This is a genomic window from Candidatus Merdisoma sp. JLR.KK011 (genome assembly GCF_036941125.1).
GTDB lineage: Bacteria > Bacillota > Clostridia > Lachnospirales > Lachnospiraceae > Laedolimicola.
The window spans coordinates 1,127,959-1,153,024 of the sequence record NZ_JAYWSZ010000003.1 but is presented as its reverse complement, the minus strand read 5'-3'; the positions used below and the strand labels follow the sequence as shown (position 1 = coordinate 1,153,024).

Below are 25,066 nucleotides of genomic sequence, written 5' to 3'. Positions count from 1 at the left end.
GTGTGAATCACATGTATTTTTCCAAAGCCTGCAGTACCAGATCCGCAGATTCCTCAAGGGACTGCCTGCTTGTGTCTATGACTATATCTGCATTCTTTGGAGCTTCATACGGGCTTGAAATGCCTGTAAAGTTGGGGATCCTGCCCTCCCTGGCCTTCTGATAAAGGCCTTTGGCATCTCTCCTTTCGCATTCCTCCAAAGGGGTGCTTACATAGATCTCGACAAAGTTCGTCTCCCCGACGATATTCCTCGCATTCTGCCTGTCGCCGGCAAAGGGGGAGATAAACGCCGTAAGCACTATCAGCCCCGCATCATTCATAAGCCTTGCGACCTCCGCAATCCTGCGTATATTCTCTATCCGATCCTCCGGCTCAAAGCCCAGGTTTTTATTGAGCCCCATCCGGATATTGTCGCCGTCCAGAAGCATGGTGTACCTTCCGGCAACGCTCAGGCGCTTCTCAAGCTCATTGGCCAGGGCAGACTTCCCGGAACCGGACAGCCCGGTAAACCACAGGGTCAGGGGCTTCTGCCCCATCCTTCCAGCGCGGATTTCCCGCGTGATATCCAGTTTCTGCCACACGATATTCTCGGATCTCCGCAGGGAATGCTCCACCACGCCGCAGGCTGAGGTCATATTGGTTACTCTGTCAATCAGTATAAAGCTGCCTGCCCCTTTGTGCTTTTGGAAGGTGTCGTATACAATCTCCTCAGCCGCCGCAATATCGCAGACGGCAATCTCATTCTTATACAAGCGTGTGGCCGCCAGATGTTCTCCTGTGTGAATATCAATTCGGTACTTGATGTCCATAACAGCGGCTGAAATTAGTTTAGTTCCTATTTTAACCAGAAAGTTCTTTCCCTGTGTCAGTTCTGAATCATCCATCCAGAGAATCACTGCCGTAAACATACTGCTGACAATCAGCTCTGTATCCTTCACCAGCATACAGCCCCGGGAAACATCGATTTCCCTGTCCAGGGTAAGGGTTGCCGCCTGCCCCTTCCAGGCCTGGGACGCTTCCTGGTCTGTCACAAAAACGGCCTGCACATGGGCCTTCTCCCGGCTTGGCAGGACCGTAATCTCATCTCCCCTGTGAACAGATCCCGATTCTATCTGGCCCTGGAAGCCCCGGAAGGTATGGTCCGGACGGCAGACTCTCTGCACGGGCAGGACAAAGCCCTCTTCCTCCGACGCATCCTCCACTTCTACTGTTTCCAGATGGCCCAGCAGTGTCTTTCCCTTGTACCAGGGCATATTGGAAGACTGCAGTGTAACGTTGTCGCCCTCCGTGGCGGAAACAGGAATTACCGTTACATGCGCAAGCTCCAGATCCACGGCCAGTTTTTTAATTTCTTTCTCGATCTTCCAGTATATCCCCTCATCATAGCGGATCAGATCCATTTTATTGACGGCAAATACAAAATGCCGGATTCCCATAAGGGCGCAGATCCTGGCATGGCGCCTTGTCTGAATCAGGATTCCCTGTGAGGCATCCACCAAAACTACGGCTAAATTCGCATAGGATGCGCCAACAGCCATATTTCTGGTATATTCCTCATGGCCCGGCGTGTCCGCAACGATAAAGCTTCTCTTTTCTGTAGTAAAATACCGGTATGCCGCATCTATCGTAATTCCCTGCTCTCTCTCTGCCATCAGCCCGTCCAGCAGCAGGGAATAGTCTATCTGCCCCTCACGGCTTCCCACACGGCTGTCAAGCTCCAGGGCGCGCTCTTGATCCGTAAACAGCAGCTTGGCATCGTAGAGCATGTGCCCTATCAGAGTGGACTTTCCGTCGTCCACGCTTCCGCAGGTAATAAATTTTAACAGTCCGTTCATTAGAAATATCCCTCCCGTTTGCGCCTTTCCATGCTTCCTGCCGCTTCGTGGTCAATCACCCGGCTTGTGCGCTCAGAGGTGACGGCTCCAAGAGTCTCTTTTACAATCTCCTCCAGGGTATCTGCCGTCGATTCCACGCCGCCGGTAAGGGGATAGCAGCCAAGAGTCCGGAAGCGGACGCTTTTCTGTTCTATCTTCTCTCCGGGCAGAAGCCGCTCACGCATCCTGTCGTCGTCCACCATAATGATGTTGCCGTCCCGGTACACAACCGGACGTTCTTTTGCAAAGTACAAGGGAACAATCTCGATTTTTTCCCGTTCGATATACTGCCAGATGTCCTTTTCCGTCCAGTTGGAAATGGGGAAGACACGGATACTCTCGCCCTTGTGAATCCGGGTGTTGTACTGTTTCCACATCTCCGGCCTCTGGTTTTTCGGATCCCAGGCCTGCTCACTGTTGCGGAAAGAAAAAATCCGCTCCTTGGCCCTGGACTTTTCCTCGTCCCTGCGGCCTCCGCCAAAGGCTGCCGTGAACCCGTACTTCCCAAGAGCCTGCTTTAACGCCTGGGTCTTCATAATGTCCGTGTAGGCGGAGCCGTGGTCAAAGGGATTGATGCCCTGACGCAGACCCTCCTCGTTGGTATAGACCAGCATTTCGATTCCCTTCTCTTTTGCAATGCGGTCACGGAAGGCTATCATGTCCTTGAATTTCCAGGTGGTGTCAATATGTAAAAAGGGAAAGGGCGGCTTTTCCGGGTAGAAGGCCTTCAGCGCCAGGTGAAGCATGACGGAGCTGTCCTTTCCGATGGAGTAGAGCATAACCGGCTTCTCACATTCTGCCGCTACTTCCCTCATAATGTAGATGGCTTCCGCCTCCAGGGTGTCTAAGTGGGTATTGGTTTTACTTTCTGTCATATAGGTTCTCCTTTAACTGTCATTTCCATTATATTTCCAGACTCTCACTCTTAAGGCATCGGTCTGCTTTCATGTCTGGAATTACATATTTCATCTCTCAGCAAAGTGCTTCCTGGCATGAACAATCTTATAGTGTTCTTCGTGGTGCAGAAAATAAATCGCCATCAGACGTTCGGCAAGAAAACCGATGTAACGGTTCTGATACGGCTCCGCTTTCTCCCGGCAGCGGACTTCACAATAAGCCAGTATCGGAAACAGCCAGGCACAGTAATCCTCAAGAATCTCCCGGCGCATGATAAACATATTGTAAGCATGGTAATATTTTCCATATTCCAGGCACTCTGCCGCTTCCATATAATCCGGTGCCAGAACGGAAAGACCTTCCATCATAATGTTCCAGTCCTCTAGTATATGATCCTGCTCATATACGGCTCTTACATTTGGAATATTTAAGATAGGGATCGTAAGAACCGCATCGATATCCGACTGTGCCAATGCTTTAAGCAGCTCCGGATTCACCTCAAAATGTCTCCGATAATGATCCAGACCTATGTATTCTGCCTTGTCATGTTTCCAGATCCAATAGAGAGCTGTCAGCTCGCAGTATTTCTGATTTTTATCTGAAATATGTTCTCCCTGGTTGTCACATATCTCACAAATACGTTTATCTGTAAGTGATGCCCCTGCCTGGATGGGTATTTCCCAGGAATACCGGGAAAGATCCTCCTGCAGAACCTTATCCGCATGGCTCTGCACCGTATAGATATGAACCCTGGAAGCTCCTTTGTCTGATTCCGGCAGGTATTTTTCCGCTTCTTCCTCAAGGGTTCTGTATGGCTTCTGCCTAAAACGCTGGTATTCTATAAAGTGCTGCTCCCGAACCCGTTCCCACAGGTCACTGTTGAAAGTCAGAGGAAGGATCTGCGTATAACCTCTCTCTCTTAACTTTTCCAGAATAGGGTCCAGATGTTTCTCGGATGTCCCTATCACAATCACAGCATCCCTGGGTGTTATTTTGTCAGCCGTATCCAGATCAATCACCGGACTTCCGAACAGCTCGTCCGGGTTGTCCTTTTTATCCGAAACTATAAAATATTCGGCCCTAAGCTCATAGGGCTTCTCCATAAGACAGCCCGCCACCTGCCGGGCAATCACGCCCGCTCCATACATAATGAAAGATTTGCGTTCCTTCAGTTCCTCTAGCCAGCGCTCCATAATACGCCTCCTCTTTTTTCCTTTTCAAAATTCAAAGGCTTCTTTTCAGGACTTTTTCGTAGATATCCAGGATTTCACGGAGATTTTTTTCCGTTGTGTAGGTCCGGGATGCATATTCCCGGCCGGCCCGGGCAATCCTTCTTGAGAGCTCCGGCCTGGATACTGCTTCCCTTATCACTTCTGCAAGCGCTTCTGCGCTTCCTCCCTGATAAAGATATCCGGTCTCTTTATCCCGGATCAGTTCCCTGGTTCCTCCGGAATCCACTCCGATCACAAGACAGCCCGCCGTCTGGGCCTCTATGGTCACTCTCCCATAAGCTTCCCGGCCGCCGCATGTAAAAGAAATATCCGACTGCGCATACAGCTCATAAACCCGGCTGCTTATGCCGCAGAAGGTAACGGAATCTTCCAGAGCATGGCTTTTCACAAGCTGCCAGAGCTCTTTCACATAATCCTTGTCTCCCTTTCCTACAATCCGTAAATGGAATACCATATCCGTTTTCCTCTTTAAAACGGCACAGGCTTCAATTAATTCTTTCTGCCCTTTAAAAGGAGCGATTGCCCCGACTATGATCATCTGCACGGATTCTGAACAGAAAATTTCCCGTTTCCTGAGATATTTCTCATCAGCCTCCACCGGATCATAAATGACATTTACCAGGCCTGGCTGTCCAAAGTCTGTCAGGCCTTTTATATAATCCGATACGGCTATCACTGCCGCCGCTTTGCGCATCAGCTTCACGGCCCATCTCCCGGCAAATATCCGGCATCCCTGGTTTTCCATGTTTTCCCTAAGATGCCAGACATAAGGAACGCCCAGATGACCTGCTGCTGCCGCACCGATATAAGTATAGGTTGTATTGCAGTGCACCAGATCAATCTGATGCTCTTTGAGCAGTGCACAAATCTTTCTGTAAGCCGGATAGTTGCTTATCAGAGCCGCTGAAAATTTTATTTTTTCCAGCAGATCCTTTTCCCTGGCAAGCTCGAATCCCCAGTCTTCTGCCGGTATGTAGGTATAGGGAAGCCTTTTTTCATCCAGCAGGGAGCTGCCTGTCCCATAAGAAGGGAGAACAATCACTGCCCCGATTCCCTGTTTCTTAAGCTGACCGCACAGTTCTGCCATACACAGAAAAGCTCCAGATGTCCTGCTGTTGTCGGACGCCATAAAGAGTACCCTGGCCTTTGCATCCGGCCGAAAACGCACCGGATTCTGCCGGTTAAAGTCCAGCATGGCCCATGTGCATAAATCCTTATAGAACTGCTCCGTGACAAAGAGTGCCTTTTGAAACCGCAGTCTGGATAGCTCTTTTTGAATTTCCCGATGCAGATCCGGCAGCGTGGCAACGATTACAAGACTGTCATTCCGCCTTGCTTTTAACTCTTCAATCCCATATATCCGGAATCCGCACAGGGAGGTTTTGTTCTGGTCTTTTCTGCTGACTGCATAGCCGATGATTTTTCTCTGCAGTCCGTTCGCGCATAAGTAATTCCCCACAAGCCCGCCTACCAGGCCTGCGCCGTAGAGAATGATGCGATCGTACCCTGCAAGTAATTTAATCCATCCACGTTTCATACCTGTCTCCACCACCGGAACCGCTTTTTGACATCAGATATCCGATTCATCATTCAGAATCCTTACAGCCATTGTTAAATCGCAAATTGACTTCTCTGTATAAAGGAAACATATCCTGTCTGCTCCTACCCCCTGCTCCAGCAGATTCCGATACATTTCCTTCTGATACACAAAGCTTGATATCAGGATGCAATTTACATCTTTCGGCATTTTCTTATAGCAGAATACCCTTCTATTCCAAAATTCCTTCCTTTCATCCTCTGATGAAACGAGAAAAAACAGATTCGCCTGTATCCTCCCTATCTTTTCTTCATACAAACGTAAAAGTGTCTCTGTATGCATTCCAATCCCATAAATACCAACGTTTATATTTTCTTCCTGAAAGGGCAGGCCAGATAATTTCTTCAATATCTGATTCCAAATCTGCTCCTGTATCTGCTTTCGCTCTCTCTTACACTCCTCTTTTTTCTCTAAGCGCTCTTTGAGCATTAAAGCATAAGCAAGATCCGCTTCATAATCCCTGTGCTCCTCCAAAAAAAGGAAAGCCCAGTTTTTGAAAAACAATTCTGTAAATCTATGCCTGAAAGAAGTAATAAGCTTTTTCTGTGTACACTTTGATAAATCGTAAAATGTATGTAAAACCCCGAAAGCAATAAACCTCCGCAGCAATTCCTTCTGCGCAAGCCAGACAGGATTATTTACAAGATACTGCCACATTAACTCCTGATTTGTAATCAAATCTCTGCACTTTTTTTCCGACATGCTGCTTGTCATAATAGAATTTTCTCTGCATCTTCTGATATACAGTGAATCAGGAATACCGGATATGCGATCCGCATTTGATATCACCTGCAGGCTGAAGAAGTTATCCTCAAAATAGATTCCCTCCGGGAACGCGATACGGAATTCCTCCAAAAATTTTCTATGATAAGCTGCCACCCAGGCGCATACCGTAAATTGTCCGGGAAATGCGCATTCAAAATATTTCATTCCCTGCATACATGCACCATTTAACTCATCCATATGGCAGAATGCGTCCGCTCTTTCTGATGAGGGAATATCATACTGTATTTCCACATTGTAATACAGTACCTGGATTTTCCTTGCATGCAATGCTTTTTTTATAACTTCACACGCTTCCTTTCTGATATAATCATCCGAATCCACAAATAAAACATAATCCCCTGACGCCCTCTTTAAGCCTGCATTCCTTGCTGCTGCCAGTCCGCAGTTACTCTGACTGATCAGTATGATATTCGGATATTGATCGGCATATGCTTTACAGATCTCCTGACTTCCGTCTGTAGAACCATCATTAATCAGCAGAATTTCATCAAATGCTTCTGTCTGGGTAATTAAACTTGTGATACATGTATCCAGATAATCTTCTACATTGTAAACCGGAACAATAACAGACAGCTTCATCCTCTTTCTCCTAACAAATCATTCCTTTTACCCACTTCCTGCATCTGTTCCGCTGCCGGAACCAGATATTTATTCTTCCTATCCACAAACAGCCACTCCTGTAAAATAAAAATACGGCTGCACAATATTCTCTCAAGCATCTCTGCCACCTTATCAGCATCTATAACTACCGTAATAATAACGCTGTCTATCTTCGGTAATTTATCTGACGGTGTATAAACAGGTATCTCTTTGCGAATTTTATCAGCATTTCTGTCAATATAATACCGAACATCCATATCATCCTTTAGATCGGCATATAAGTATTCTCCCAACGTTCCACAGCCGTAAATTGCGACCGTTCTTATTCCTGTCCCGATTAAATAATCTGAATATCTGATGCCGTTTTGTTTTAATTTTATCCATTTATCCAGTATACTGACTTTCTGTCTAAATGAATCCAGGTCTTTTATCCTTCTCATGTTTAACCGGAAAAAACCCTGCATTAATAAATTAAAATCTCTGTCAGAAAAAAGTCTTTTCTCCTGCACAAGGCTCATAATCTCCTGTTCCGATTCCAGCATAGCTATAACATCATCAGAAGTATTCTCTCCCGTTAAAACATGTTCAAACAGCACCTCTTCATTTAGTGCAAATGAAGCTCCTTCTGACAGCATACACAGCCATAAGAACCAGTCATCCGCACCATTATGTTTCAATATATTCTCCTTCCATGTATTCGAAACAGACTCTCTCTTCATAAGCACCTGGCCCGGTGAAAGAATCGGATTCCACCCTGTCAATGCCAGATCTCTGGATAATATACTTCCCGAAATAAGATGTTCTAAATAAAACTTCTCTCCTCCCTGAACAGCACTGCATACTACCGCATCATTTTCTCCAATAGCCTGAAGCTGACTGTATAAATATTCCGGCTCAATCTTATCATCCTGATCTAAAAACAGAACATACTCTCCCTTGCATCGCTTCAGGCCTTTTATTCTGGCTCCTTGAATCCCTATATTTCTATCTGTATTTACAATGATGATATCTATCCATTCAGATTCCCGATTTTGAAAAAGCGGGGCATCCGGAGCATCATTTATAAATAAAAGTTCAATCTTGTACTCTGCACCAGGATATTTACAGCACGCTTCTACCTGATCTATGATTTCTGGAATATATTTCTGACCATAATAAACAGGTACTATGACGCTGACTGTCAGGATTTTTGCCTCCATATCACATTCGCTCCTCATCCTATATCAAATCATGCTCTAAAAATCACATAAATAAAAAAGTATACTGTTAAAAAAGCTCGTCAGCATAATATTTGCATATTTTTTTATACTTTTTATCCAATTCTTCTTTTATCCATAAATCCATAACAGAAATCAGCATACACGATGTATCGCCTTCGTCTATCTCTTTATCCAGACTTAAAACAGGTAAATCCTGTATCTTTTCTGCATTTTTATCTATCACTTGTATTTGAACTGTATTCAACTCTTTTAACAGCTCATACAAAAGTCTGCCAATTGGTCCATATCCATAGACATAAATATTGCGAAATCCATTTCTCTTAATAAAATGTTCCATTTTTTCTTCTTTGTTTTCTGTTTCTATCCATTTCAATAAACAAAAATATCTTCTGCTCCATTCAAATGCATGTTTATAACGCCTTTCGCATTTAAACTTTGGAAAAGCATCCAAATCCAGTTCTTCTGAAGCTTTTGCTAACACCATCATCGTGTCGTTATTTCCTTCATCTGTCCATTCCTGTGAAACATTTTCATCCGGTACTCCGGATACCGTAACATCAATAACCTCAAACCCTCCCCACTTTGCTAATGCACGAAATCCATCCGCATAATACCTGTAGCAGTCCAAAGGGTAACGATGCTCATAGATAGAATTAGGGGCCAGAATACATGCAAATCCACCCCATTTTAGTTTTTTGAAAATCTCTCGTATTGTCAGCCAGGGAAACTCTATATGTTCAAAGGCATTTCCTGAAATAACATAATCAAAGCTTTCATCCTCCAGTTCGTCCCATGAATATGCATCTTTAGGAATAAAGTCTACATTAGGTCCTTCCTCAAGATCCAGACCGACGTACTTAAGCTTATATCCCTCAAAAAGTTCTTTATAGCAGCCAAAAATATCATAGCTTCCAATATCTAATACCCTGACATCTGCTCCATCCTTTACATAATGCTCTACAAACCATTCCATACGAAGCATTGCGCTTTTATGCATAGCCTACATCCCTTCCTTTTCCAAGCCTGTATTTAGCTTTTAGCTGTTTGCCTTCATACATCTCCATATCTTTTTTCCCATGCTGTCACTTCTTCTGAAAACATTTATACCATTACTTTCTTCCAATTTCATATCATCCAAAAGCTCTGAAATTTTTATGCCGCCTTCCCCAACCAGATCTTCATTCACCAGTTCCTTTCTCACTTTACGTAAATGTTCTTCCAATTCTCTCTTATTTATAACTGTAAGCGGTATGATTTCCAGCTTGTCCCATCCATCCATATAATGTAATATGTGACATCCCAGGAGTTGAAAAGCGTACCATCTTCTTTCTGATACCTTTTTCCAAAAAAATTGATCCGTGTATTCTATATGATAAGTTTCAAGAAGCTTCGGAACCGGGAAAATATCTTTGGTCCTGGACATAAGTTCGCCTTGCATTTTACAGTCCTCACTTACATCCGTTACTTTTAATGATTCCAAATCCATTCTTTTTACAGGAAAGCCTTCTTCGTCAGGAACAAAAAATACGCTTCTCTCCCCCAGGATTACTTCGTCTATAAAAAAGGGCTCTTTTTCTTCCACCCTGATTTCGATAGAAGTAAGGGTCTGATCCGACAAATTCCAAATATGCACATGTCTGCCTTTCCACGGACACATGTAAATTTTATTTTTTCTCAAAAAAACCTCCTTATGTATATTTCTTTGAGCCAGTTTTTCATCCTCAAAATATCCCAGAAAAGCAGTTTTTCCTGTCTCCAGTTCCACCTTATACAACCCGTTATAATACCTGCCCGAAAAATAAGCGTATCCGTCTGTCTCAACAAAATTTGTACAGGCAATTCTTTCCAGCGCTCTCATCTCCCACCTCGTTTACATAGCTGCTTCCCTGATAAATGCTTCATACCGATTTTAAGCATTGTTCAGAATTTTCCCCTTCCATTTACTTAAAAATTCTTTCTGTTCTTCCTCTGTATAAAAATGCTCGATATAAGGATGATGGTTATAATAATGCTCCACATATTCCTTTGATAATTTGATGTTTTCCTTCATATCCTGATATAGATGAGCATACTCTTTGTTTTTTCCAACATTATCATTCAACAATTCAAGATGAGAATTACCGGTAAAATCCCGGATTACATTTGTCAGCTCTGAAAACTTCTCTACTTTTAAAAGCAATATTTCTACTTCATTTGCAGAAATAACCGTGTAGCCCTTCTCTTTGTCAAAAGGATAAGAATAAATATCTACACCACATAATTCTTTTAATTCATCCTCAAACCATTCAAACTGGCGATTTTGTATTTTCACCATCAGTTCAAATACAATCTGCTGAAAATCTTTTCCCTCTTTTATCCTCTGCGCAAAAAACCTGTCGGCAGTTCCGCTTCCAATCCATTGGAAGACTGTGGATAAATCAACTGCAATGGGTTCTCGCACCATTGTTATAATTTTTCTGCCTTTCACCTCATTCTTCAGCAACTCTGTATATTCGGAATTGTGCAGAGTAAAAACGTTTGAATTTTTTAAAAACTCTGTTTCTTCTTCTCCAAGTATCAGTTCTCCGACAATATCTCTTTTAAAAAAGAATCTGTGAATATGTGCATTTTCAACACCTGCATTCTGCAGACTTTTAACAATCGTTGATGATCCTACCTTACCATTCTGATAGACCCAGACAGGGCTGCTGCATGCACACTTAACATGGTTTGCCCGTAATCCTAATTCGTTATACCACTCTCCTAAAGCGGACACTTTCGACCTGAGTGTTTCCAAATCAACTATGGAATATTTGTAAAGCAGTTCTAATGCAAAAAACGACAGATGTTCTGCATCCTCTATACATGCCAATGTCTGTTCTATTTCTTTTTTCCACTCTTTATTTTCAATTGCAATAATTATCAGCAGATTTTTCTTTTTTTCAATTTCTGCAATTGAAAAAACACTGCCGCCCATGAAATTTGTCCCATGTTTATGGAAATCTCTGTCACAGAAATCAAACTTGTGGTAATTCAGCTTTTGCAGCATCTCTGCCGCCCTCTTTCCGTAATTACCGGCGCCATATATAACAATCTCTTTTCCTTCCAGGCATCGGATATTCTCCAATACCTCATAATCCATAAAGTCTTCTTCTGCGTTCGCTGCTGCCGTTTTATAACGATTTTCCCATTCTAAGACATCTGCTTCTGATTCCTGATTTTTCAATAATGCGCCATACAAATCTGACAACAATTCATTCTGTGTATTTCTGACATCCTCATAGGAATAATCCGAATGACAATAACCCCGCTTAATAATCCGCTTTAATTTCTGCTGCAAAGTATCATCAAATCTGCAGTTAAATAATTTGCTTAATTTTTCAAGAGCCTGTGACTGCTCCAGAATATCTTTATAATTTATCAGCAGATAATCCTTCCCCTGCAGATATTTCAGAACGCTGAGATTGTAATGAATCCACAACAACAAACCATGTCTGCTGCTGTAGCCATCTCTTTTTCTTAGTGACTCCATAATCTCTAATGGATTTCTAAATACCCATATATAGCGAACCTCAACCTCCAGTTCTTTCAGAGCTCTGTCCCATAAAGGCAGTAACAGGCATATTCTCGGATCTTTGATCACTGCCATATCACTCTTTTCAAGAAGACGGCAGACAACTGCCTTTATATTTTCCATTTCCTTTATTATCTTAAAATCTTTATAATCAGGCATCGGTGCTTCCAGTGAATACCATTCTCTGCCGCAGAAATGCAAGATTCTGTTATTAACAGCGACAGCCTCCATATTCTCATAATGTCCGTCAGGATTTCCCAAAGCAGCACCCATCAGCTCATCCGCTTCTCCCAGATAAGCACCCATACTCTGGCTGATATGCGCTGTTAAAGATGAACCGCTCCGCATTCCCAAGATAATAACCAGTCTTTTCATATCTTTTACTCCTCTGTTTAAAAATTTAAATAATAAAATATATTGGTCATCTTATTTATAGCCGATATATTGGTCACCCTTGCGCCTATACACAGCTTTGGATGATGCCGCCGGACTTTGCCGGCCGCTTCGCTCCCTGCTACGTCATGCCTTCGTATGTTCACAGGGTCCTGGCATACCCAATGCGCATTGTCTGCCTTCTAATGCCGTGGTTTGTTTTTTATATCATGAACCTGCTCCTTAGTCCTTCCGGTAAAACCCGGCTCATCGCCGCAGCTTATCTAAAGGGCCGTCCTTATGATCTTTGTAATTCGCCTTCACCCTGGCCGCGTTTCTTTGCGTTCCGCGCGGTGTTGGTCTTTTCCTCCTCCTGGAAGCCGCAGGAGGGACAGTGAAAGCTTCCGGACTGTTTTGCCGGGCTTCCCGTGACAATGCAGCCGCAGCGGCTGCATTCTCTGCTGATATCCTTTCCCCAAACCTCTACAAGCTCCACAGACTGTTCTTCGCACTTCTGGGCCAGGCGTTTTCGGATGTAGCCTCTCTGCCACAGGCTGACAGAATAGTTGATTCTCTTATTTTTTCCCTTTCCCTGTGCTCCCGGCAGCTTCGCCATGTAAATGGTCCGGGGCTTTTCCGTCTGGAGAAAGCGATTGAGTTCCTGATTGATATAGCTGTGAAGCTGTTCTTCCATCCTCTTTTTCTTTGCCTGGTACTTTTTCCGTCCCGGATTGCTCTCCTTATTTCGCTGATAGATCCCGGCTTGTCTGCGGATCCAGTCTGCATACCCGGTCTGATATGTTCCAAGCTCCTCTCCGTAGCGGCGGCCCTCATGGGTTGTAAGCATGGTATACATTCCAAAGGCTATGCCGATTCTTCCGGTGTACTCGGGATGCCGGCGGACTGCTGTCCGGACAGGCACATGAAGCTGTATGGTGCCCTCTTTTGGATTCAGCTTCATATAAAGCTGCGATTTGTACTGATTGTGATCTGTCAGAGGAATAAAAATGCGTTTCCTCTTCTCTTTCGTAGAAATATAAATCCCTCCGTCTCCATAACGGTAAGCTCTCTCCGAAAGGGAAAAACCGAAGGTATTCTCTGTATGAAGCTTCACATGGCATTTTCTCACCTGCCTGCAGAGATACTTTTGAAGCCGCTCTGTATCTGCCTGTCTTGAAAGCAGCGTATACTGCTCTGCCAGTTCCTGCGGCAGTTCCACCGGTTTTTGGTTCAGTACCTGCTCAAAAGCGCTGTTGATTTTTAAAAGGAAACTGAGGTAATGCTTCTCCTCCTCTGTAAACTGCTCATTGCGTCCTATATTTTTCTGGACATGTGTCTTTGTTCTTGTCCACTGGGCCTTGATCTCTCCCAAGGCGTCAAAGACGGCAAGGTAAAAATAGACAGAGGGAATCCCCAAGGTATCTCTTAGTCCGCTGGCTGTCATTTCGTTCTGCACCGTATAGCCTGGATACAGCTTGGACAGACTGGCTATGCCGCCGAAACGTGCATACACGTAGTTTTTTACCTTTCCATAGTCCCCGGCGATTTCTATGAGCTTTCTCATATCCTCTTCCGGGATGGGGCCCTTGCCGTATTGGCGTATGATTTTATAGACAGACATGTTGGTTTCCCTTTTCGACAGTCTTACTCTGAATAACTTTGTTCCATGTAACCCAGACAGGCGGCACACGAAGTCAGGTATTCTCAAAAAGTGTACTTTTAGAGAATGAAAATTAAGGGGAAAAAAATAGAAATATAGCACAAAAAAACCAGAAAATATTTTATAGAATTAGCTAAAGTTATGATAGAATCTTGACGATAACATATAAAATAAGTAAAATAAAAAAGTACACTTTATGAAAATTTTGTTTCTTTCTCATAAAGTGTACTTTTTATTCCTATAAGCAGCAGGTTAAGCAGGGGCTGCAGTCCTATATACGGAAAAGCCGGACTCAGTGATTATCCAGCGCTTTTTCGAATTCCTCCAGATTATCCGCCGTAACGACAAAGCCAAATCCCTGGCTCTCCAGCCTCTCGTCCGTAATACCGTTAAAAATACGGTCAATAATCATATCGCCGATCTCCTCGGTATAGTGGCTGGCCTCATAATAATTATTCCGGTTATCCGTGATATCATTGATGCCGCTGAAATTATAATAGCCTGTCTTCTGCTGTTCTCCCAGCAGTCTCAAAAAAGAGGCGTATCCAAAATATTTTGACTGGGCATAGGTGGAGGAATAGATGGGATTGGTGAACAAAATAAAGTTGATATCATATTCCTCACAGAGCTCTGAAATCTTGCGTATATGTCCCAGGGCATCGTCAATATAATACTGGTAGTAATTTCCCCAATACGGCGTATCGCCCTCCCACGTTCCGCCCAGGGACGGATCGCGCCTGCTGGATCCGCTCCGGTAGTAGCGGTCTACATAGTCCGGATCCTCTGTCTCATGCTCCAGGCTGACCTCCAAAGAAGCGATCACCCCCCGGATGCTTAAGTACTTTGCATAGAAGCCCAGCTTATCTTCCCTTGGATAGGGAATGCGGTAAAACTGGTTTTCATGGAGGGACGGATCTACAAAGCAGGAAATATTGTCTACGCCCACCATGACATTTTTGGGGATAATTCCGTGTTCGATCATCTCCCTCAGATTTTCCAGATGCTCCTTGGGAAGGCCCTCTGAGTAGGACATATTGTACCATTTGCCTTCCGGTATCTTCTCCACGTCTATAAAGCCTGTCCGGGAGGAACCGAAAAGGAAGGAGTCAAATTTATCCGGATTGTGGAGGATATACTGCATCTTGATATAATTACTGTTTGGCTCTACGCCGTTGTCCCGGATTCTCTTCCAGTGGAATATATTGTAGGGATCCACCAGTATGGGAACGGCTATTTCTAAGAGCAGTATGAACAGCACAAAAGGCGCTATTTTTTTAAGGAATGTTTTCATTTGGATCTCCGTTTGCTATTTAAAACTGAAAATATACAAATTCATATTCGCCCAGCTGGCGGCTGTACAGAATTACGAACAGCAGAAAAAAGTAGAGGGCGTAACGAAGGGGCTTTTTGAAGGCTCCTATCCGCTCCCAGATACTTTTTGTCAGTTCCAGGTAATCATGCGCCAAGAGAACCAGGATACAGACGATACTGATGATAAGGGTCTGTACGCCGGAGGCTTTTACCATGCCGGTGCCCTGGAAGGCGTGATAACCGTCTGTCAGATAGGCTGCTGGGTTGGTGATTCCCTCCAGCAGATGGGTCAGCACATAAAAAGCGTCGGATATGGTGTCAGCCCTAAAAAAGATCCAGGTTACCATCACGAACAGGAAGGTAACTCCAATCCGAAGCCAGCTTTTTTTCTTTGGATCCATGTGAAAGATGCGCATCCATTCCCGTTCCAGGATCTGTCCCAGGCCGTGAATGCCTCCCCAGAGAACGTAAGTCCAACTGGCTCCGTGCCAGAGTCCGCTTACCAGAAAGGTGACAAGGAGATTCCATCTTGTCCGCCAGGGCCCTCTCCGGTTACCGCCTAAGGGTATGTATACATAGTCCCGGAACCAGGTAGACAGCGAGATGTGCCAGCGGCTCCAGAACTCCCGGATGGATGCGGAAAAATAGGGACTTTTGAAGTTCGTCATCAGATCAATGTCCAGAAGCTCCGCCGTTCCTACCGCAATATCAGAGTAGCCGGAAAAGTCACAGTAGATCTGAAAGGTGAACAAAACCGTAGCCAGCAGCAGAGGAAAGCCTGTGAAGCTTCCCGCCGCATTGTACACGGTGTCCACGTAGATGGCTACCGTGTCTGCTATGGCTATTTTTTTAAAGAAGCCCCAGGCAATCATTTTTGCCCCATGGATGCCTTTCTCTGTATGGAAGGTATGCTCCCCCTCAATCTGGGGAAGCAGGTTTCTGGTACGCTCAATAGGCCCGGCCACCAGCTGGGGGAAAAAGGAGATAAACGTAGCATATTTCCCCAAATGGCGGCAGGCCTTTACCTCGCCTCTGTATACGTCAATCACGTAGCTTAAGGTCTGGAAGGTATAGAAGGAAATGCCGACCGGAAGCATCAGATTCAGCGTGGTCTCCTGAACCGGTATGGCAAATCTCTGTAACGTATCGGTCACACTTTTGCTTAAAAAGTTAAAATATTTGAAAAAGAACAGGATGCCGAAGCTGATAAGAAGGGCTGTTACCATACACAGCTTCTTCTTTCTCCGGCTCTTTGTCCGCTCCATCAGTAAGGCCGCACCGTAGGATACCAGGGTGGTGGTCAGTATCAGTGTTACGTATTTTACATTCCAGCTCATGTAAAAATAGTAGCTGGATATCAGAAGTATGCCCCATCGGTATCTTGCCGGAATCAGCCAGTAGACCGCAAATACAATGGGAAAAAACACATAAAATGCATTGGAATTAAACAGCATGTAACAGTTCCTCTAAAGTGCTTCGGATTTCCTTAATAAAGGCTTCGCTGGAAAGCACAACCGGGTTTTCTAAGGTCGTGATAAGCGCCAGATCCTTTGTCATTTTCCCGGATTCTATGGTCTTTTTGGAGGCTTCCTCCAGCTTATCCGCAAAGCTCATCAGGGCTTCGTTCTTATCAAGCTCTCCGCGCTTTCTCAGTGCACCTGACCAGGCGAAAATGGTTGCTATGGAATTGGTAGAGGTCTCCTCTCCCTTTAAGTGCTTGTAGTAATGACGCTGTACGGTGCCGTGGGCGGCCTCATACTCGAAGTATCCGCGGGGGGATACGAGAACGGAAGTCATCATAGCCAGGGAGCCGAAGGCGGTAGCTATGAGATCGCTCATTACGTCGCCGTCGTAGTTCTTACAGGCCCATATATAGCCGCCCTCAGATTTGACTACACGGGCTACGGCGTCGTCGATGAGTGTGTAGAAGTATTCAATGCCCAGACGGTCGAATTCTTCCTTGTATTCTTTCTCAAAGATCTCCTGGAAGGTGTCTTTGAAGTAGTGGTCATATTTTTTGGAAATGGTATCTTTCGCAGCAAACCACAGATCCTGCTTCTGGGAAACGGCATAGGAAAAGCAGCTTCTTGCAAAGCTTTCTACGGATCCAGCAAGATTGTGCATGCCCTGGGCGATGCCAGGCTCCTTGAAGTCGTGGACGGTCTCGCGGATCTCGGCGCCGTCCTCTCCTGTGAATACAAGCTCGCATTTTCCCGGGCCCGGTACTTTGATCTCTGCGGCTTTATATACGTCGCCATAAGCGTGACGGGCTACGGTGATGGGTTTTTTCCAGGTCTTTACATAGGGTTCGATGCCCTTTACGATGATGGGAACGCGGAATACGGTTCCGTCCAGGATTGCCCGGATGGTGCCGTTAGGGCTCTTCCACATCTCTTTTAAGTCGTATTCCTCCATGCGGGCGGCGTTGGGGTGATGGTGGCGCATTTTACGGCTACGCCGTACTTTTTTACAGCCTCGGCGGCATCTATGGTGATCTGATCGTTGGTAGCATTGCGCTTTTCCAGGCCCAGATCGTAGTATTCTGTATTCAGATCGATGAAGGGAAGCAGGAGCTCCTCTTTGATCATATTCCAGAGAATTCTTGTCATTTCATCCCCGTCCATCTCTACTAACGGGGTGGTCATCTTGATTTTATCCATTTGTCGTCCTCCTCAGATTCTCAGCGAAAAGCCGATTCTGTTTCCTATTATAGTCGATCTTGGACGGGTCTGCAAGATAAAATACTGCGGCGAAATACATCCATATATTTTTTCCCGGATTTAAACGCCTATACTTGTTAGGCTTCCCTTGTCTGGTAATCTAAGTAATACTTCTCCTCCGTGCGGTTTCCGGCCTTGTCATATCGGAAAGGTACTACCTGGTAAAAGGCTTCACCTTCTTCCAGCTTCACCGGGATGCGGCTCTCTATGAGCCAGCCGGCATAATTGTAAGCATAAAGGGACTCAATTAATAATTTTTCATTTGCTCCACCAAACTCTTTAAACATCATATTCATCCTTCTATATCTGCTTCTTCTTTTGTAAACTCGGAACTGCTTGAAAAAATCTTCACATTATACTTTGAAGCAACGGTACTCCGTTACCGTTACCTTTCCTGTTACGTCCGTCTGCCGGATCATATTCCCGTTTAAATCATAGTCCAGACGGGTTTCACAGCCCTGTCATAAGAGAAGGCCGTGGTGTTATCGATTCACTTCTGCTTTTTCATTCTATTGCAATATAACCCTTTTAAAATAAGATTTCACGTACTGGTAATTTTTCTAGTTTATGATATATAATTTCCGATTCCACAATCCTCTCCAATTCATCTGGTTCCCATACTTGTCGCTCCAAATCCTTGAACATATTTTCAAAGCTGCCCTCTCTTCTAAAATGTCCCTCTTCCCATGTTTTAAGTTCATTATAAACAAGATTTAAAGCATCCTCAATTCTCTTTTTGTCTCGTGTCAAGCCACAAATCAATGCAAAATCTTCATATTCTGTAAATCCTGATTTAAAAGGAGTTTTAAAAAAGCGTTTATAGCCATCCGTGATTTCGTCTATACTTACATCTCCTGCCAAAGGTATATATGCTTTTTTTCCAGTTCCTGTGCCTCTTGTATATATACACTGTTATGCTTTTGAGGTGATATAAGCTCTCCCTCAAGATACAAAGAAGCTATCAAAGTATTATACGGAAACTCCCTGCATAAATTATGCACAGAATATATTGGTATATAAGAACTACTCAATCTACCCATTTTTATATAAATACTTATAACCAGTGGCCCCAATCTGTTACTTATCTCTGCATCACGATATCTTTTTAATGATTTATATTAAATTATATATGTCTTTTTGACTATCTTTTTATATCTTCTCAAATGTCCGAATAGCCCCATTTTATCAGCTATTCGGGCATTTTGTATTAGTGGTAAACCTCACATATCAAGGTCTAACTTCTTATATTTTTCCTATCAAACGTGGTTAAAATCGTGGTAAATACTTTTATGCGATTAGACGCTGAACCTCTGATTTTGCCGTATCTATGGACGCATGAGCATACCAGTTCATCGTGATACTGATGTTTGAATGCCCCATGATATACTGTAAATCCTTTGGGTTCATATTCTTGCTTGCCAGCCTTGTGCAGAACGTATGGCGTAGCGTATGCGGTGTGATATGTGGCAAGGGCTTGTCCTTGTGGTGCTTGTTATATTTCTTTACCATACGGACAAATAATGTTGTGTAATCAATCGCCACCTTTGGTTTGCCTTTGGAATTGACAAACAAGAAATCCTTATGTCCGTCTATTTCCATTGACCTTATCTTTGGGCGTTTCTTCATCACTCTGTGAAATGCCTGAATGGTTTCCTTGCTCAATGGCACGTTCCTTACTCCGCTTTTGGTCTTAGGCGTTTCAATGTAGTAGCCCTGTTCCTTGCTTTTCAATAGCTGGTGGCTGACTACGACAACCTCATTCTTGAAATCAATGTCTACCATTGTCAGCCCACATAATTCAGAAATACGAAGTCCCGTTTTCAACAGTATCAGCACTTCATCATAATACTTATGATACACATTGTCTGTCTTGATGAATGACAGTAAGGCTTGTTCTTCTTCCTCTGTCAATGCAACTTTCTCTTTCGTATCATTTTCTATGACTTCACTTAGTTTGAAATCAAAGGGGTTCTTCCTCACATAATCATCTTGTATGGCGATGTAGAATGACGCTTTTAACGAGCGTTTATGGTTGTTGATAGTATTGTAGGAAAAACCTTTCTCTTTCATGCGTAACGCCCATTCCTTAGCGTCAGAGGGCTTAATGGTGTCAATGCTCCTTGCACCTAACTTATCCTCTTTTAATAACCGCATAAGTTGTTCCCTTTGTTTCTGTGTGCTTTTCTTCACATTTGCCCTCTGTGCGTTCTGTTTGGCGTACAGTTGGCAAAGCGTCATTTTCTTCCCCTTGCTGTCAATACCATCTTCCATATCACGTCGTATCTGCTGTTCCATTTCACGAAGTGAGGGCTTTTCCCGTTTTCCCTTTGGTGTCGGGTCTGCTGGTGTCAATCTCCAAGCATACACATATCTTGTGTTTCCAAATGCGTCTACATATTTATATAAGTATTTTCCGTCTGTTCGTTGGCTCTCTCCAGTGTGCAAGATACGTCCTTTGTTATCCCGCCTTTTTTCTTTCATGGTGTCTGCTCCTTTCCTTGTTGGAAAGAGCCTTGATATGACTTGTGTTCATCATAACACATACAAGGCTCATTTGCATTAGATTGCGTCTAATTTGTCAATGACACGTTCAAACTGTCGGCGTTTAATCTGTATGCGGTTGCCATTCATAATGAGCCAGCCAGCGTCCTTATTTTCCTCTGCCAATCTTCTCAGCTTGTTTTCTCCAATACGGAAATATTTTGACGCTTCTTCAATGGTAAGGGTGTATTTCTCCCATACGGGAATATCCTTGTTATTCATCAGATACCCCCTTTCCCGTGTTTCGTGTCAAACTGAATATAGGGGATAAGGTCAGTGCGGTCTATCCTCTGTAAATGGGCGGTCAGTTTGCTGGAAAGAGAATTGCTGTATCTTGCTTTATCCAGCATGGTTTCCACCCGTTCCAATCCGCCTAATGCGTCTTGTTCTTCCAAGAAGTAAAAACTTTTCACTGCCGAAATCACGCCACCCTCTGTAAGCCACTGCTGTGTTTCTTCAAGGGAATTATGTGGTTTTGGCATACACAGTTTCAAGACTTCCACAGCCCCTAAAAACCTTTCCCAAAACCGACACGTTTTCCATCTGCTTTTATTGCTTTCATTTTTATTTGGCACAACAAAGCGTAGATTATCCGCCAGCAAACCGAAAGCCAATGCTCCAAGTTCCAGCGGTCTGTCCTTAAATGTCATGGCAAAGGCATGAGCCTTATCATCACGCAGTTGCATTTCTGTGCGTTTCCAACTGCCGACTTCCTCAAGTGTCTTGTTGTATTTTGAACAAACTTCCTTGTCTTTGTCATAAAAACGGTAGGACAATCCCGACTTTCCAGCACCGATATAAACCGTCTTTGCGGTATCAAAATCATCAAACTTGCTTTCATCAAAGTGATAGCCCTCACTGTTTGCGATAAATTCCTCTTTTTCGCATTTCTTCTTTATCTGCTCTACGGTAAAGAATGGTATTTCGTTCTTATCATCTATGGCAACATCAAGCCTTGTGAAATGGAAATTATCCAGCCCGTATCTTAGTTCACAGCGTCGGAACATATCTCCAAAGGTTGCATTTCTGCTGTCGAGGATTTGAAAAATATCATCACACCCTCTGCCCGTCATCACAAGATAACAGCCAAGTCCTTTCGGGTTGTCCTCTGTCTTTTTTGCGTCGCCCGATACATAAATATCTCCAATCTCCCAACGTGTCTGATAGGTCTTGAATTTTACGGTTGCCGGATAAACATTGAAAATGTCAGGCGGTAAATCTAAAATGTGTGTGATTACATCTTCAGCGGTTGCAGTTTCAAATACAATGCTGATGTAATCAATCTTAACGGATAAATTTTCGTGTGTTGCGATACTGCATTACTCCTTTCGTACTTCCCGATTTTTTGCGGGGTATAAATTGCAAATTTTCCTTTATTTATCACAGTTTCTAGGTACTATGACATGTATACGCAGGGCGGTGTTACATATACGCCCTTGCCCAACGCCTACGGCGTTGCCTTTCCAAAAGGAACTGTCTGTCCGAAACACGTCTGGGGGACGTGCCCCGTCCAGCCAGCCCTTTTTGGAAACCACGATTTTCAGTCTGACAGTCCATGCTCATTCATGCTGTCAAAGTGAAAATATCTTCTTTAAATGCTTACTCAAGCGTGTGATTGACCCTAGTGTGCTTAATCACTCTATCTGCTATGATAATAACGCCAATAGAATTACTTGTCAAGAACTTTTTCTTGACTTTTCCAAAAATAATAAGTATGATAGGCTTATAAAGTGATTGAAAGGAGAAGATATTCCATGAATTATAAGCATTTGGGACAAAATATACAGACGGTCAGAAAACTAAAGGGAATGAAACAGCAAGAACTTGCTGACGCTATCGGTATCAACCTACAAAGCCTTTCCAAGATTGAAAGAGGTGTGAATTATCCTACTTTTGAAACGCTGGAAAAGATAATGGCGGTGTTAGAAGTTGCACCGAATGAAATGCTGTCAGGCACATGGAAATTTGCTTCTCACATAGAGAAAGAAGTCTGTCAGTTTGTCAGAGGGGAAGAACGATTAAACGCTGAATTGAAACACGGTCATTATGATAACTTCTTTGACAGCGAGGAAGAATGGCTGGACTATGAATTAGAGCAGTTACGGGAGTATATCACGGATTACATCAATGGCAAAGACATCACAGCGTCTGACCTTTACCCAATCAAAGAGTTTGTCCAGCATTTGAAATTTCAGAAGATTTTAGACCGCTATGATGAGTTTTACAGCCTTGATATGTTCGGGGAAAGCACTGAGGGACACAAGCACATGAACCCTTATGTTCCATTCGGCAAAGGCAAGGTTATCGTAAATATGAATTTTGATGATGAAGATGAATAGCCTTTATCCTCTCACAGAAGATACAGCAAACAAAAAGTCCGATCAAGAGTGCAAGCACCACCTACGGTGGCAAGGCTCTTGACAGGACTTTTTCTTTACTGTTTTGAGGTAATCAAGAGGAATAAAGAATAAGAATGTTGCATTGAACAAAAAAATATTGACATACGTGCATACTGCATGATAATGTATACGTGTAAAGTGTATGTATGAGGAGGTGCAAGATTGCCACGTAATAAATATCCTGAAGAAACTATTCAAAAAATTTTAGATGCTTCTTTAAAATTGTTTTTAGAAAAAGGTTATGAAGAAACAACAGTATTAGACATTATAGCAGAAATGGGAGGCTTAACAAGAGGTGCTTTTTATCATCACTTTAAGTCCAAAGAGGAAGTATTTGAAGCGTTATGCGAAAAACTTTTTGATGAAATAAATCCTTTTGAAAAGGCAAAACAACATAAAGAGCTAAATGGTTTAGAAAAACTAAAATTTGTTATGAAGACATCTTTTGATGATACAGAACACCATAAATTAAGCATTGCTTCTATGCAGCTTATGGAAAGTCCTGCTTTTTTAAAGAAATTGATAGAAAGTAACAAAGAGCTAGTTCCTATGTATCAAGAACTAATAGAAGAAGGAATAAAAGACGGTTCTATACAAACAAAACATTCAAGACTATTAGCAGAGTTATTTGTCCTTTTAACTAACTTTTGGTCAATACCCACCATATATATGGTGACAGAAGATGAAGCATGGGAAAAATTTTTAATGATTAAAAAAATCATGGATAATTTGGGGCTTCCGATAATTGATGATGAAGTAGTTAGATTATGTAAGGAAAACGCTTAGCAAAAATAAGATTGTCGAAAGGCAATTTTATTTTTAGAATTATACATACATACACCATGTATAATTATGATTAAGGAGGATAGTGTGAAAGAAAGTAGAGGAAGACCATAAATAGGTGCACTTTAATAAGCTGTCTAGGGCAGGCAACTTTTTGAAGTGTTATAGAGTTAGGAAATTAAATCAAGAAGCTAATGGTTCGTCAGGAGGAAGTAATCCTTCTTGTTGCAACAGTTTCTTGGCTTGCTTGATAGCTTTTGCCTTTTGTTTTTCAACAAGAGCTACAGGCATATCGATTTTGTAAAGATCGCTCGGATTCCACAGCTCACCAGCAGACAGCATCTGGTAGATGGCGGTAAGAATCATGCGGGCAATGGCAATAATGGCTCTTTTTTTGCCACGGCGTTTAACAAGCGAATCATATTTCTTTTTGTAATAAGGAGATTTGTCGGATTTTACGGCTGCATGAGCACATTGTACTAATGCAGGTTTGAGGTAGACACCGGCACGTGTGATCCGAACAGACTTCTTCTTACCAGCAGATTCATTGCTGCCGGGTGTAAGGCCAGCCCAACAGCATAAACGTTTGGAACTTGAAAACTGAGACATATCAATACCGATTTCGGAGATGATAGTGACTGCACTATCACGTTTGACACCCGGAATGGTACAGAGGAACTTGACAGCATTTTCATAGTCAGTGTTAGAAGAAATCAATTTTTCAATCATAGAGTCTACATCATTGATTTCAGCTGTGATATAATCCATATGTGCGCGGACGAGGCGCATACGGTATTTTTGGGCATCAGTCATCTGATATCCTTCGACGGATTCTATAACAGCATCTTCTTTGGATTTGAGGCTCCTAAGAAGCTTAGATGCGATTTCTTCGTGGTTAATGGATGTACCCGATTGTTCAAGCAGATAGTCAATAATGGATGTGGATGACTTCCCAAAGATATTGGAAACAACAGAATCTAAAGCGACATTACAAACAGTAAGTGCGTTCTGATATCTATTTTTTTCACTGGAACGGCAGGAAACAAGCTTGTAGCGATACCTTGTGTATTCTCTAAGAATACGGACAGCTTTACAAGGGACATAACTGCCTTTCACCAATCCAAGACGGAACAAATCCCCAATCCATTTAGAATCCTTGGTGTCATCCTTGTTGCCTTTAACAGCTTTTACCCATTTGGGATTAGCAATCGTGACATTTATTTCATCTTCCAAGAGGTTAAAGACAGGAACCCAATATTTACCGGTAGATTCCATACAGACATCACGGCAGTTATTCTCTAACAGCCACCGCTTGAATTCAAGAATGGAATTGTTGAAGGTGGAAAACCGTTTCTTTTGATAAGAAGGCTCAATACCACCAGTAGTTTTAATGATTGTGGCAACGAGGAAAGATTTGTGAACATCGACACCACAACAGGTTTGGTAAGTAACTTTCATAGTTAGACTCCTTTCGAAAAAGATAAGAAGCCATTGACTGAACTGCCGCACAATTAAACTAAGG

General features: G+C 43.2%; 20 protein-coding genes and 1 pseudogene. 2 read left to right on the top strand and 19 right to left on the bottom strand.

Going from position 1 to position 25,066, the window contains the following annotated elements; translation table 11 throughout:
• Nucleotides 1-7: 7 nt before the first annotated feature.
• The 18 genes and pseudogenes from cysC to VV089_RS06355 form a co-directional block, all read right to left on the bottom strand.
• The gene (gene cysC, locus VV089_RS06440; RefSeq protein WP_334335329.1) at nucleotides 8-1,834 is read right to left on the bottom strand and encodes an adenylyl-sulfate kinase; all 1,827 of its coding nucleotides are present in this window, start codon (nucleotides 1,832-1,834) and stop codon (nucleotides 8-10) included.
• Entirely contained in the window at nucleotides 1,834-2,748 is a 915-nt protein-coding gene (gene cysD, locus VV089_RS06435; RefSeq protein WP_334335328.1) for a sulfate adenylyltransferase subunit CysD, read from the bottom strand. Before cysD ends, cysC begins: the two co-directional genes overlap by 1 nt.
• A 90-nt stretch (nucleotides 2,749-2,838) precedes the next feature.
• Entirely contained in the window at nucleotides 2,839-3,963 is a 1,125-nt protein-coding gene (locus tag VV089_RS06430) for a DUF4422 domain-containing protein (protein ID WP_334335327.1), read from the bottom strand.
• Nucleotides 3,964-3,994: 31 nt separating this feature from the next.
• Nucleotides 3,995-5,539 carry a glycosyltransferase family 4 protein gene (locus tag VV089_RS06425; protein WP_334335326.1) on the bottom strand — a complete coding sequence of 515 codons (1,545 nt, stop codon included), beginning with the start codon at nucleotides 5,537-5,539 and terminating at the stop codon, nucleotides 3,995-3,997.
• 33 nt (nucleotides 5,540-5,572) lie between these two features.
• A complete protein-coding gene (locus VV089_RS06420) occupies nucleotides 5,573-6,964 on the bottom strand; it encodes a glycosyltransferase family 2 protein (RefSeq protein WP_334335325.1) in 1,392 nt (463 codons plus the stop codon).
• Nucleotides 6,961-8,184 (bottom strand): glycosyltransferase family 2 protein, encoded by a 1,224-nt coding sequence (locus VV089_RS06415; protein ID WP_334335324.1) that lies wholly within the window; start codon nucleotides 8,182-8,184, stop codon nucleotides 6,961-6,963. The genes VV089_RS06420 and VV089_RS06415 overlap by 4 nt, the downstream gene beginning before the upstream one ends.
• Nucleotides 8,185-8,251: 67 nt before the next feature.
• The gene (locus VV089_RS06410; RefSeq protein ID WP_334335323.1) at nucleotides 8,252-9,202 is read right to left on the bottom strand and encodes a class I SAM-dependent methyltransferase; all 951 of its coding nucleotides are present in this window, start codon (nucleotides 9,200-9,202) and stop codon (nucleotides 8,252-8,254) included.
• Nucleotides 9,203-9,241: 39 nt separating this feature from the next.
• Nucleotides 9,242-10,063: a hypothetical protein gene (locus tag VV089_RS06405; protein WP_334335322.1), complete on the bottom strand. Its 822-nt coding sequence runs from the start codon at nucleotides 10,061-10,063 to the stop codon at nucleotides 9,242-9,244.
• 51 nt (nucleotides 10,064-10,114) lie between these two features.
• Nucleotides 10,115-12,133, bottom strand: a complete 2,019-nt coding sequence (locus tag VV089_RS06400) for a putative capsular polysaccharide synthesis family protein (protein ID WP_334335321.1) — start codon at nucleotides 12,131-12,133, stop codon at nucleotides 10,115-10,117.
• 295 nt (nucleotides 12,134-12,428) lie between these two features.
• Nucleotides 12,429-13,751 carry a zinc ribbon domain-containing protein gene (locus VV089_RS06395; RefSeq protein WP_334335320.1) on the bottom strand — a complete coding sequence of 441 codons (1,323 nt, stop codon included), beginning with the start codon at nucleotides 13,749-13,751 and terminating at the stop codon, nucleotides 12,429-12,431.
• A 331-nt stretch (nucleotides 13,752-14,082) separates the two neighbouring features.
• On the bottom strand, nucleotides 14,083-15,081 hold the full coding sequence (locus tag VV089_RS06390) for a hypothetical protein (protein ID WP_334335319.1): 999 nt from the start codon (nucleotides 15,079-15,081) through the stop codon (nucleotides 14,083-14,085).
• A gap of 19 nt (nucleotides 15,082-15,100) precedes the next feature.
• Nucleotides 15,101-16,555: an MBOAT family O-acyltransferase gene (locus VV089_RS06385; RefSeq protein WP_334335318.1), complete on the bottom strand. Its 1,455-nt coding sequence runs from the start codon at nucleotides 16,553-16,555 to the stop codon at nucleotides 15,101-15,103.
• A pseudogene (locus tag VV089_RS06380) lies at nucleotides 16,545-17,761 on the bottom strand (NADP-dependent isocitrate dehydrogenase). The gene VV089_RS06385 and the pseudogene VV089_RS06380 overlap by 11 nt, the downstream one beginning before the upstream one ends.
• A gap of 137 nt (nucleotides 17,762-17,898) precedes the next feature.
• Entirely contained in the window at nucleotides 17,899-18,111 is a 213-nt protein-coding gene (locus VV089_RS06375; RefSeq protein ID WP_334335317.1) for a hypothetical protein, read from the bottom strand.
• Nucleotides 18,112-18,349: 238 nt separating this feature from the next.
• On the bottom strand, nucleotides 18,350-18,682 hold the full coding sequence (locus tag VV089_RS06370) for a hypothetical protein (protein WP_334335316.1): 333 nt from the start codon (nucleotides 18,680-18,682) through the stop codon (nucleotides 18,350-18,352).
• 426 nt (nucleotides 18,683-19,108) lie between these two features.
• Nucleotides 19,109-20,302 carry a site-specific integrase gene (locus tag VV089_RS06365; RefSeq protein ID WP_334335315.1) on the bottom strand — a complete coding sequence of 398 codons (1,194 nt, stop codon included), beginning with the start codon at nucleotides 20,300-20,302 and terminating at the stop codon, nucleotides 19,109-19,111.
• Between the two features lie 78 nt (nucleotides 20,303-20,380).
• A complete protein-coding gene (locus VV089_RS06360; RefSeq protein WP_016300190.1) occupies nucleotides 20,381-20,584 on the bottom strand; it encodes an excisionase in 204 nt (67 codons plus the stop codon).
• Nucleotides 20,584-21,645 (bottom strand): replication initiation factor domain-containing protein, encoded by a 1,062-nt coding sequence (locus VV089_RS06355; RefSeq protein ID WP_442891539.1) that lies wholly within the window; start codon nucleotides 21,643-21,645, stop codon nucleotides 20,584-20,586. The genes VV089_RS06360 and VV089_RS06355 overlap by 1 nt, the downstream gene beginning before the upstream one ends.
• 471 nt (nucleotides 21,646-22,116) lie before the next feature.
• On the opposite strand from VV089_RS06355, the gene VV089_RS06350 reads away from it, so the two are divergent.
• Both VV089_RS06350 and VV089_RS06345 read left to right on the top strand, forming a co-directional pair.
• Nucleotides 22,117-22,701 carry a helix-turn-helix domain-containing protein gene (locus VV089_RS06350; RefSeq protein ID WP_016220392.1) on the top strand — a complete coding sequence of 195 codons (585 nt, stop codon included), beginning with the start codon at nucleotides 22,117-22,119 and terminating at the stop codon, nucleotides 22,699-22,701.
• A 222-nt stretch (nucleotides 22,702-22,923) separates the two neighbouring features.
• Nucleotides 22,924-23,547: a TetR/AcrR family transcriptional regulator gene (locus tag VV089_RS06345; RefSeq protein ID WP_016220391.1), complete on the top strand. Its 624-nt coding sequence runs from the start codon at nucleotides 22,924-22,926 to the stop codon at nucleotides 23,545-23,547.
• Between the two features lie 180 nt (nucleotides 23,548-23,727).
• Here VV089_RS06345 and VV089_RS06340 read toward each other — a convergent pair whose 3' ends face one another.
• Entirely contained in the window at nucleotides 23,728-25,002 is a 1,275-nt protein-coding gene (locus tag VV089_RS06340; protein WP_334335314.1) for an IS110 family transposase, read from the bottom strand.
• Nucleotides 25,003-25,066: the final 64 nt, after the last annotated feature.